We start from the raw sequence: 11149 nt of genomic DNA, 5'->3' as shown, positions 1-11149 counted from the left end.
CCAGGTCCGGCAAGGCATATATGGAGAAAGCCCATCCGGGCCTGACCGTTGAGATCACGTCGACTGCGACCACCTACACCCAGATTGTCCAGCAGATCAGCGCCGACGCCTCGGCCGGGCGCAAGACCGACCTTGCGGTGGCCGGGTTTGACCTGCTGCCCACCTACGTCGAGCAGCTCGACGCGCAGGAGCTGGCGCCGCGTTTGTTGCGCGCCTCCTACGACCAGCGGTTCACGACTCTGGGCAAGGTCGGCACCCAGCTGTACGCCGTTCCCCAGCAGGTGTCCGTCCCCGTTCTGCTCTACAACACCGAAATGCTCGCCAAGGCCGGCGTGGATCCGAAATCCCTGGCCGACACCGGCGGTGTGATCGCCGCAGCCGACAAGATCAAGGCTGCGCTGCCGGGCGTCCAGCCGATCGACCTGCCCACCGGGGATCAGTTCGGCCAGTGGTTCCTCAACACGATTGCCGGCTCGAAGGGCGCGAACATCCAGAACGCGGAAGGCCGGCCGAACTTCACCACCGACGCCGCTCGTGCCGCCGCCGGCTTCCTGGCCAAGGTCGGCAGCTACGGGCCGCAGTCGAAGACACCGACCGATGCCCTGGTCCGGTTCGGTTTCGGTAAGCAGACCGCCATGGCCGGGGCGAGCATCAACTCGGTTGTGCCGGGGCTACGGGAACTTGACCAGCAGGGCAAGGGCCCTTTTCCGCTCGGAGTGGCGCCGATCCCGGTCCTGCCGGGCGGCACACAGCACCCGGTGGCCGGTGGCAACGGTCTCGTGGTGCTCGCAACCGATCGTTGCCAGAATGAGATGGCCACCGAACTGATGGTGTCGCTGCTCGCTCCGGACGTGGTCGCAGCCGGTGTGGAGGCGCTGAGCTACCTACCTGTCGACATTGAAGCCGCCAACCGGCTGGTACCGCTCTATCAGCAGTTTCCGCAGCTCGTACCCTTCAACGCAATGGTGGACTCACTCGTTCGGGCGCCCTACTGGACCGGGACGCGTGGTGGTGAAGTACCCGCGCTTGCGTCGGATGAGGTCCAGAAGATCATGATGGGTGCGGATCCGGCAGCGACCCTGACCGAGTTGCAGAGCCAGGCGGAGAATCTCACCCAATGACCGTCCGCATCCACCGTTGGCGGCGCTGTCTCCCGCGATCGCCTGCTCGCCAGCTCGCCCACCGGCCGGCTCACCAGGTCGCTCACCAGGTCGCTCACCAGGTCGCTCACCAGGTCGCTCACCTGCCGGATCAGCTGCCGGATCAGCGGTTGTCGCCGGGAAGACGACCGTGAGTGGCTCGTTGGTTGAGCCTGCTACGGGCAGGGGGAGGCTCGCGGGTGATCCCGGCGTGACGGCGGCTGGGGCCGCCGCCGCCGGGTCCGGGGTCCGCATCGAGGTGGACGGGGTCAGCCGGACCTTCGGCGCCGTCCGTGCGCTCGACGCAGTGAGCCTGTCAGTGGAGCCGGGGGAGATCGTGGCCCTACTCGGGCCATCTGGATCCGGGAAGTCGACGCTGCTGCGGATCTGCGCCGGTCTTGAGGCGCCGACCGCCGGTGACCTGCGGTTTGGCGGCATCAGCCAGCGTGGTGTCGCACCGCACCAGCGCGACGCCTCGATGGTGTTTCAGCATTTTGCGCTCTACCCGCACCTGACCGCGCTTGACAACCTCGTGCTGGCGCTGAGGTACGGGCGCGGGATGTCGAAGTCGGCGGCCCGGGCGCGGGCCCGCGAAACGTTGGAGATGCTTACCATCGGCGATCTGGCGGGCCGTCGGCCGGCACGGTTGTCAGGCGGCCAGCGGCAGCGGGTTGCCATCGGGCGGGCGTTGGCCACCCGGGCGAAGGTCGTCCTGCTCGACGAACCCATGTCGGGGCTTGATGCGCAACTGCGGGTTGAGCTTCGGGTGGAGATCGTGGCCCTGCTGCGTGGCCTGGGGTCGACCGCGCTGTTCGTCACCCATGACCAGGCCGAAGCCATGGCGGTTGGTGATCGGGTCGCCGTACTCAATCGTGGACGCCTCGAGCAGATCGGCACTCCGGACGAGATCTATGACCGGCCGGCCACGCGGTTCGTTGCCACCTTCGTCGGTGGCCCGCCGATGAATGTCTGCGATGGCACCTGGGTGGACGCAACGCTGCGCGGCAGGGGTTTTGTCGTTCCCGCGCCGGCCGGTGCGGTAGCGGTGGGTGTCAGGCCGGAGCATCTGCACCTGGCCGGGCCGGGCGAGGCTGGGGATCGCGCCGGTAGCGCCACGGGTCGGGAAGACGCCTTCCGGATTGGCGGCGAGGTGGTCGTGGTCGAACGCCTCGGCGCGGATCGTTCGGTGTACGTCCGGACCGAGGCCGGCATGCTCGCCGTCCGGCTCGGCGCCGATCACCTGACTCCCGGTGGCAAACAGGTGACGCTTGGCGCGTCGTTCGAGTCGTTGATTTTCTTCGACCAGGATGGGTGCCTCCTGTCGTCCTGACCGCGGTAGTCGGCGCGTTCATACTGTGATTGTGCCAGTATATCCGGTTTTGGGTGCTTGTGTGCAGTTCGGCGACCGCCTGCATTGAGCGATCAGTGAGGCACAATGCGTGTGATCTCGTTGTAGTCCACGCTCCGCCACCGTCCAAGAGTGACGGTACGATCTTTTTGATCGCTTGCTTGATAGCAAGCTGTTGGGCGGATGGCGGTGGTATCGGAGGCTTGATGGGGTGTAGATGCGGTCAATGTTGCGAACACCGTGCATTCGGCGTGGTTGTGCGCGTCCTGTTGCCTCCAAGTGACCCGTGTGCACGCATCGCGCCGAAGTAGTCACTGTACGAAAGAGGCCGTGCCACCTACTGTTGTTCACTGCTCACCAATTGCGACTCGAAGGAGACGGATGATGTTGACCGACGGTGCCGGTGCTTGCACCCACCCGCTCGCGTTCGTCCGAGCGCAGCGTGGCTGGTCCTACCAGAGGCTGGCCCGGGTGGTGGCGCGTCGAGCGCGCGACCTGGGGGTGGCCAACATGGCGGCGGAGCGCCAGAAGGTCTGGCGTTGGGAACACCGCGGCGTGGTGCCCGATCGGGTGTCACAGCTCGCTCTCGCCGCCGAACTCGGCGTCCCGTCGGAGAAGGTCGAGGCCCATCCATGGCCCGCCTGGCTGCCGACCGGTGATGTTGTACGTACCGACTACCCCTGGAGCGGCGCGGGCAGCCTGACGTCCATGATTGATGTTGTCGAAGACGCCCTGACTGACCGTCGTGGATTTCTGACCATCACCGGAGCCGGCGTGGCTGCCCTGGCCGGCGAGTGGTTGAACCTCGAGCCTTCCCGGCTCGCTGCGGCGCTGGGCGGCGGGCCGGTGGACGCGCAGATCGTCAACCGCATCGAACACAACATCCCCGGGTTACGTCTGATGGACGATCGGCTTGGTGGTGAAAGTGTCCGGCGGCTGGTGGACGCCGAACTCGGCGTGGTCACCGATCTGCTGGCGCGGGGTTCGTACCCGGAGAAGATCGGGGAACGGCTCCAGCTGCTGGCGGCCGAACTTGCCCGGGTGGCGGGCTGGGCGTCGTTCGACGCCGGCTACCACACCAGCGCCCAGCGGTACTGGATTGCGGCCCTGCACGCCGCCCATGCAGCCGGGGACCGCCTGGTCGGCGCGAACATCATGAAAAACATGTCGCTGCAGTGCGTTGACTTCGACCGCCCGCGGGAGGCAGTGGAGCTGGCGAATGCAGCGGTCGCCAGTAGCGGCGGCATCAGCGGACGGGCGGGCGCGATGTTCCAGATGAGGCTTGCGCGCGCCTATGCGGCATTGGGGGAGCCGGGCGAATGCTCCCGGGCGCTCGTGCGCTGTGAGGCCGCTTTCGAACGGGCGACCCCGCAGGACCCGGCCTGGGCGGGGATGTTCGACGAGGGGTCGTACGCCGCACAGATCGGAATCTGCTACATCGACCTCGGCCGGCTGCCTCAGGCCGACCGGTGGCTGTCCCAGGCACTGGCCCTGCATCCCGCCGTCCACGCCCGCGATCACGCCACCTATCTGCTACGCTATGCAGCTGTTCAGATCGATCTGGGTAACCTCGACTACGGCTGCACGTTGGTCCGCGAGGTCGCGCCGCTACTGGAAGCCACCCGGTCGCAGCGCAACGGGCGGCGGGCCGAGGATGTGCGTCGGCGTCTGCGTCGATATGCCTCCGATCCGCAGGTACGTGAGGTAGATCAGCTTCTCGCCGTCCGTCCGGCCTGAACCCGACCGGGTAGGTTGCTAGTCACTGAGAGTGACTAGCAACAGGGCGGGTAGTCAGGCTGGTCGCTCTTAACCTGTACCTGTAGGCCGACCTGCCGGACGGACCGGCTGCTGCGGCCCGCTGGCCGGGTCGATGGACGCAGCGATTTCGCCTGTCTCCGGATCGTTGAGCACAAGTGCGGCGTCGTCTGCGACGTTGCGCTTGACGAGGGCCAGCGCAACCGGACCGAGCTCTGCGTGCATGGCTGAGGTGCCGACGAACCCCACCACCCGACCATCGACAGTTACCGGTATGCCTCGGGTGACCGTGCTGCCGTCGAGGTGCAGCAGCACCATGCGCCGCGGCGGGCGCCCCAGGTTGTGTACCCGGGCGACGGTTTCCTGGCCCCGGTAGCACCCCTTGTTGAGATGGACGGCCGTGGACAGCCAGCCGACTTCGTGCGGGATCGTCCGGTGGTCCGTGTCGGTGCCCAGGCGAGGCCGACGGTCGGCGACCCGCAGCGCTTCGAACGTGGACACGCCGGCCAGCGTCACTCCGGTTGACTGCAACCGTTCGACCGTCGCGGTCAGCTCCCGTCGCGGGATCAACAGGTCGACACCGTGGGGCATCGCACGGACGAGCATCCCGGCCACATCCGGATCCTGATGGCCGGTCGCGGCCGACTGGGTCGCGGCCGACTGGGTCACGGCCGACAGGGTCGCCGCCAGTGGGTACAGCCCCAGCGCCAGTTGGTCGCCGTCATCACCGGAGGCCTCCGTCCCGCCACCGGCCCCGCCGCCCGGCTGTGGGAGCGGGTGGTCGAACGGGCCGAGGGCGCTGGTCACGGCATCCACCGCGGCCGGACCGAGCACCGAGAGGACGGACCGAGCACCGGTGGCGTCCGTGGGCTCCACCCGGAGCAGGAACCTCATCGACGCGAGGTAGGCCAGTAGCGCGCCGGTGGTGCCCGGTTCAACATCCAGCCAGGTGGTCGTGCCGTCGTCCGCGATCATCAGATGATGTTCGACATGGCCGTGTGGGGACAGCACCAACGCCTCACTGCCGCGCATAGCCGGCAGTGCATCGAGGTGTTGCGATGTGATGCTGTGCAGCCAGGACAGGCGGTCCGGACCGGTGATGCGGATGACCCCGCGGTGCGAGCGGTCGACGACCGCCGCGCCGCGTTCGGCCTCGCGCTGTTCGCGCAGTGGGTCCCCGTAGTGGTCGGCCACCCCGAGGTCGGGTCCGGTGGCGGGCACGGCACCGGCGACGTCCAGCAACGGAGAGCGGTAGTGGATGTCATCACCCGGATCGTTGGACGTTCGCGTTTCAGCGTCGGTCAGGTGCGCGGTGTCGGTTACGGGCGCGGTGGTGGCGTCGGCGGTCATGGACGGTTCAACCAGCTTTCGGGTCTGCACAGTCCACACATCGGCCCGTGAGCGCCACGTGGTTGACGTCCACCGCGAAACCGAAGCGATCCCGCAGGGCCACGACCAGGTCGGACAGCACGGTCGGGGAGACTTCCTGGACGGCCCCGCAGGCCCCGCAGACGAGGTGAACGTGATCTTCGGCACCGGCGGCGTGATAGGTAGGCGCGCCGTGCCCGAGGTGGGCATGCGAAACGAGTTTGAGCTTCTCGAGAAGCTCCAGCGTCCGGTACACCGTCGAGATGTTGACCCCGCCCGCTGTGCGGCGGACCTCCGTGACGATGTCCTCCGGGGTGGCGTGACCGAGCCGGGCGACCGCCTCCAGGACGAGCTGGCGTTGCGGCGTGAGACGGTAGCCGCGAGATCGCAGCTGCGTCTGCCAGCTGCCCCGCGGCCCACCCTCGACGTCCACCGCCATGGACCGAGTGTAGCTGGCCTGGGGTGGCACGGTTATGCCGCGGGCGGGGCACCACCGCGGTGGAAAAGCGGTTGCGGAGCACGCCGGGGCGAACGTAGCGTTGTCTGCACACGAGAAGGGAGGTGGTCCAGTTTTGTGTGATAAACGGACTCGTGAGGTGACTGTCCGCTAGCCGGTCTCGTGGTCCTCACCCGGCCGGGTGACCTGCGGGCACCGGCACCGGCGAGAACCAGACAGGCACCAGGCCCCCGAGCGTCGTCGCTGGTCCCGACGGCTCGTCATCCCGAACATGGGTTGATGGAACCGCTCGGGGGCTCCTGTTTGTGCTGGACCCGGCGTGTCCAGAGCGGGTGGACCCGGCATTGCGCGACAAAAGGGCGCAGGCGCCGGGTCGTCCCGGCCGGGTTAGGGGTCCGCGGGTGCGCGTCGCGTCGATCCGACCACATGCGACGCCCGGGTTGCGGCAGGATCGAAGGCATGCCGACGCTCGTCCTGCTCCGCCACGGCGAGAGCACGTGGAACCGCGAGAACCTGTTCACCGGCTGGGTGGATGTAGATCTTTCCGACAAGGGTGTCACAGAGGCGACCCGCGGCGGTGAGCTCCTGCGTGACTGCGGCCTGCTGCCCGACGTGGTCCACACCTCGCTGCTGGTGCGCGCGATCCGCACCGCCTGGATCGCCTTGGATGCCGCCGGACGCACCTGGATCCCGGTCCGCCGTTCGTGGCGCCTCAACGAGCGCCACTACGGGGGGCTGCAGGGCCTGGACAAGGCCGAGACGCTTGGGAAGTACGGCGAGGAGCAGTTCATGCTCTGGCGCCGTTCCTATGACACGCCGCCGCCGCCGATCGGGCCTGACCAGGCCAGCGGGGTGGACGAGCGGTACGCCGGCCTGCCGTCGGACGTGATTCCGACAACCGAGTGTCTGCGCGACGTCGTGACGCGAATGCTGCCGTACTGGTACGACGCGATCGTGCCCGACCTGCGGGCCGGGCAGGTCGTGCTCGTCGCCGCCCACGGCAACTCGCTGCGCGCGCTGGTGAAGCATCTGGACGGGATCAGCGACGCCGACATCGCCGGTATGAACATTCCCACCGGTATTCCGTTGCGGTACGAGTTGGACGACGATCTACGGGTCGTGAGTTCGGCGTACCTCGACCCGACGGCAGCGGCGACGGCCGCCGCTGCCGTGGCGGCGCAGGGAAAGAAGTGAAGTAACGACTGGTGCCTGCGGATGTGCCGCCGAGGCCGGGCGGCACATCCGGATGGCGCGCCCCGGGCCCGGCGCCTCATCCGCTGCCGGCCGGTGATTCCGGTCCGGTGATCTAGACCTTGTCGCCGGTTACGAGGTAGATCACCCGATGGGCGACCGAGACCGCATGGTCGGCGTAACGCTCGTAGAAGCGACCGCACAGGGTGATGTCGATCGCAGCCTCCATACCGTAGGTCCACTCGGTTTCCAGCAGTACGTGGAAGAGCTTGCGGTGCAGGGCGTCCATGGAGTCGTCGTCGCTCTCCAGCTCCTTGGCGAGGGCGGCATCGTGGCCCGCGATGACCGACCCTGCCTTGGCCACGATCCGCTGCGCCACCTGACCCATCTCCAGGATGGTCGAGTTCAGCTCCGGCGGGATGGCGCGTCCCGGGTAACGCCGTCGGGCCACCTTGGCCACGTGTAGTGCAAGATCGCCCATGCGCTCGAGGTCTGCGACGATGCGTAGTGTCGTGACTATGAGTCGTAGGTCGGTGGCCACTGGCTGCTGGCGCGCCATTATCTCGAAGGATCTCTCCTCGATCTCGTTACGGAGAAGATCCACGGTCTCGTCGGCTGTGATCACGCCTTCGGCCAGCTGTAGATCGGCATCGAGAAGCGCGGTTGTCGCTCGCGCCATCGCGGAGGCGACCAGATTGGTCATCTCCACAAGTGACGAGTTGATGCTCTCAAGATCGTCGTGGAAGGCGTCCCGCACGGACGGCTCCTTCGTGTTCGTGGCGGTTGTCGGCCCATTTGATCACGGCAGGGACGGGTCTCGTGGTGGTTACCACGTACCCGCCGCCCCCAGCGCTACGGGTCGATATCGGCGGTCCGGAAGGATCCCGCCGCCCAAAGCCTCGAAACATGTCGCGAGGTACCGCGAGGCGGCGGTGGCTTCCCGAACAACGTGCGGTCCCGACCGCTGCGCCACCCTGCCGTGATCAAACGATCGTCGGTGCTGCTCGCCCCCTGGTGAACAGATCACGTGAGCCGAATGAACTCCTGGTGACGATCGGTTCTGGTTCGGTTGATACACGCGCAGGCTACGGTTGGCCACCTACGATTCGGCCCGTGGGTGACGGTGTGGGTGAGCGAGGGCCCGGGTTCGTGCTTCGCCCGGATTCGTCCAACCCGGGGTGGCGTTCCGCTCCGGAGCGGCCTGGTACCCGGTCCGGAGCGAAGGCCTCTGGTTCGGTGACCCCTGGTTCGGCGAGCCCTGCTTCGGTGACCCCTGCTTCGGTGACCCCTGGAGCGGCAGCCCCACAGCCGGCCCTGCCGTCCCGGCTCATCCGGCGCCTGGTCGACGGCCTGCCATCCGGGTTGGTCGTGCTGGACGCGGACGGTGCCGTGGTGCTGGCCAACCCGGCTGCTCGGACCATGGGTGTGATTGACGCCGGCCGCCTGGCTCTCGATGAGCTGACTGATCTGGTCGGACAGACCCGCGCGGACGGCGTCGACCGTGACCGCCAGCTCGGTCTGCCACCGCGTCCGGAGCCGCCGCTGACCCGTCCGCGTCCTGATCAGGAGGCGTTCGCCGTGCGGGCTCGCACCCTGCGCCTCGGTTCGGACGGCCACGTGGCCGTGATCCTCGACGACGTCACCGAGGCCCGCCGGGTGGAGGCGGTCCGCCGGGACTTCGTGGCCAATGTCAGTCATGAGCTCAAGACCCCGGTCGGCGCACTCCATGTGCTAGCCGAGGCGGTTGCCGTCGCCAGCGACGACCCGGTTGCCGTCCGGCGTTTCGCCTCCCGGATGACGCGTGAGTCCTCCAGGCTCGCGCGTCTCGTTCAGGAGATCATCGACCTGTCCCGGCTACAGGGTGCGGACCCGATGCCCGACCTGCGCCCGGTCCTGGTCTCGGCGGTGCTGGCCGAGGCGCTGGACCGTACCCGGCTGACCGCTTCGGCCCGCGAGATCACCATTGCGGTGATCGGTGACAGCGACTTCGCCGTCAGCGGGGATGAGGGGCAGCTCGCAACGGCGTTGGCGAATCTGCTCGACAACGCCGTGAGCTACTCGCCGACTGGCACCCGAGTGGTCATCGGGGTTCGACGGGCGGGCGACACGGTGGAGCTGTCTGTCGCCGACGAAGGTATCGGGATCGCCGAACGGGACTTGGAGCGCGTGTTCGAACGCTTCTACCGTGCCGACCCGGCGCGTTCCCGCCAGACGGGGGGCACGGGGCTCGGGCTCGCGATCGTCAAGCACGTCGCGACGAACCACGGGGGAAGCGTCAGTGTGTGGAGTTCCGAAGGTGCCGGGTCGACCTTCACGATCAGATTGCCCCTGTTGCGGGCCGGCGCCGATGTCGGTGGCGAAATCGAGGTAGATGGCGATATGGATACCGATGCGGACACCGATACCGATACCGATACCGATGCGGATGCCGAGCGTGAAAACGACAGTGATGACGAAGGAGTGTGAAGGGTGACCCGCCTTCTGGTCGTGGAGGACGAGGAGTCGTTCTCGGACGCGTTGTCGTTCATGCTTGAACGGGAGGGGTTCGAGGTCGCGGTCGCCACCGACGGGCCGGCCGCGCTGGCCGAGTTCGAGCGGCACGGCGCTGATCTCGTTCTGCTGGACCTGATGTTGCCCGGGCTGTCCGGAACGGAGGTCTGCCGGGCGCTGCGCCAGCAGTCGGCCGTTCCGGTGATCATGCTGACGGCTCGTGACAGTGAGATTGACAAGGTCGTCGGCCTGGAACTGGGTGCTGACGACTACGTCACCAAACCGTTCTCCGCCCGTGAGCTGGTCGCCCGGATCCGCGCGGTACTCCGCCGCCGCGGCGAGGCCGAGGAACGCATCACCGCGACGCTGGAGGCCGGCCCGGTCCGGATGGATGTCGAACGGCACGTGGTCACGGTCGACGGGGCCGCTGTCCCGCTGCCGCTGAAGGAGTTCGAGTTGCTGGAGATGTTCCTGCGTAATGCGGGTCGGGTTCTCACCCGCGGCCAGCTGATCGACCGCGTGTGGGGGTCGGACTACGTCGGGGACACCAAGACCCTCGACGTCCATGTCAAGCGGCTACGGACGAAGATCGAGGACGAGCCGGGCAATCCGCGCCACCTGGTGACTGTCCGAGGGCTGGGTTACAAGTTCGAACCCTGATCATTGTCGTATCGTGGTGGAGGCGGGGCGAGTCCAAGATCTTCTATGCCACGTACGGTGGTCAGCGCACGAAGCGTGTCCCGGTGCGCTGCCGGTGCGCTGCCGGAACTGCGGACAGGCCCGAACGCCGGCCGTGGCTGACGGGCGCGGTCGCCGTCACCGGGGTTCCGTCCCGGCCGGGCAGGTCCGCGAGCCGGTGAGTGGGCATGTCCGCCGGGAACGTCCATGCGTCCCGCCACCGACAATCGACAGGAGTGGATGCGAACGTGGTGAAGCTGCTGCGGTCAGCACAGAGCGGCCGGTCGGCCGCTACGTCGTGTGACTGCGTGCCGGGTCGGTGAAGCCGGCTGTCGGTAGTCAGCCGGAGGCTGATCCGGGCGCGGTGGGTCGGCAGGCCACGGGCCAGCGGGCCACGGGCCAGCGGGCCACGGGCCAGCGGGCCACGGGCCAGCGGGCCACGGCCCGGCAGGCCACGGATCGGCAGGCCAACGGACAGGCAGCCGTGCAGCGTGTCGCGGTCGGTCGGATGCGCCTCGGCGTGATCGACATCGGGTCGAACACGGTTCATCTGCTGGTCGTCGACGCGCACGTCGGCGGCCAACCATTGCCGGCCGCGAGCGTGAAGGTTCCGCTGCGGCTGGTAGAGCTCCTCGACGAGGATGGCGCCTTGTCCGCCGCGGGCGAGCGGACACTGACCGAGTGCATCATTCAGATGCGTGGCCGCGCTGACGACCTCGGTGT

General features: G+C 67.8%; 10 protein-coding genes. 6 read left to right on the top strand and 4 right to left on the bottom strand.

From position 1 onward, the window contains the following. The 3 genes from U9977_RS16040 to U9977_RS16030 form a co-directional block, all read left to right on the top strand. Positions 1-1121: extracellular solute-binding protein (locus U9977_RS16040; protein ID WP_322750072.1), on the top strand; the 1121-nt coding region annotated here is incomplete at its 5' end. 229 nt (positions 1122-1350) lie between these two features. Beyond that, a complete protein-coding gene (locus tag U9977_RS16035; protein WP_322750075.1) occupies positions 1351-2469 on the top strand; it encodes an ABC transporter ATP-binding protein in 1119 nt (372 codons plus the stop codon). 402 nt (positions 2470-2871) lie between these two features. Next, positions 2872-4224 (top strand): transcriptional regulator, encoded by a 1353-nt coding sequence (locus U9977_RS16030; protein ID WP_322750071.1) that lies wholly within the window; start codon positions 2872-2874, stop codon positions 4222-4224. A gap of 69 nt (positions 4225-4293) precedes the next feature. On the opposite strand, the gene U9977_RS16025 is transcribed toward U9977_RS16030, so the two are convergent. Both U9977_RS16025 and U9977_RS16020 read right to left on the bottom strand, forming a co-directional pair. Then, on the bottom strand, positions 4294-5592 hold the full coding sequence (locus U9977_RS16025; protein ID WP_416210649.1) for a YgfZ/GcvT domain-containing protein: 1299 nt from the start codon (positions 5590-5592) through the stop codon (positions 4294-4296). A 7-nt stretch (positions 5593-5599) separates the two neighbouring features. After that, complete coding sequence (locus tag U9977_RS16020) at positions 5600-6049, bottom strand: Fur family transcriptional regulator (RefSeq protein WP_322750069.1); 450 nt, start codon at positions 6047-6049, stop codon at positions 5600-5602. Between the two features lie 477 nt (positions 6050-6526). On the opposite strand from U9977_RS16020, the gene U9977_RS16015 reads away from it, so the two are divergent. Continuing rightward, complete coding sequence (locus U9977_RS16015; RefSeq protein WP_322750068.1) at positions 6527-7261, top strand: phosphoglyceromutase; 735 nt, start codon at positions 6527-6529, stop codon at positions 7259-7261. Between the two features lie 112 nt (positions 7262-7373). Here U9977_RS16015 and phoU read toward each other — a convergent pair whose 3' ends face one another. Beyond that, positions 7374-8015 carry a phosphate signaling complex protein PhoU gene (gene phoU, locus U9977_RS16010; RefSeq protein ID WP_322750067.1) on the bottom strand — a complete coding sequence of 214 codons (642 nt, stop codon included), beginning with the start codon at positions 8013-8015 and terminating at the stop codon, positions 7374-7376. A gap of 509 nt (positions 8016-8524) precedes the next feature. Here phoU and U9977_RS16005 point away from each other — a divergent pair. After that, entirely contained in the window at positions 8525-9724 is a 1200-nt protein-coding gene (locus U9977_RS16005; protein ID WP_322750066.1) for a sensor histidine kinase, read from the top strand. 3 nt (positions 9725-9727) lie between these two features. Further along, complete coding sequence (locus tag U9977_RS16000; protein WP_322750065.1) at positions 9728-10408, top strand: response regulator transcription factor; 681 nt, start codon at positions 9728-9730, stop codon at positions 10406-10408. Positions 10409-10469: 61 nt separating this feature from the next. Here the strand turns inward: U9977_RS16000 and U9977_RS15995 are convergent. Then, on the bottom strand, positions 10470-11149 hold a 680-nt coding region (locus U9977_RS15995; protein WP_322750064.1), incomplete at its 5' end, for a hypothetical protein.

Origin of the sequence: Protofrankia sp. Cas8 (genome assembly GCF_963555845.1) — a bacterium.
GTDB lineage: Bacteria > Actinomycetota > Actinomycetes > Frankiales > Frankiaceae > Protofrankia.
Note: the sequence above shows the minus strand (reverse complement) of the source record. Positions and strands in the feature narration are given on the sequence as shown.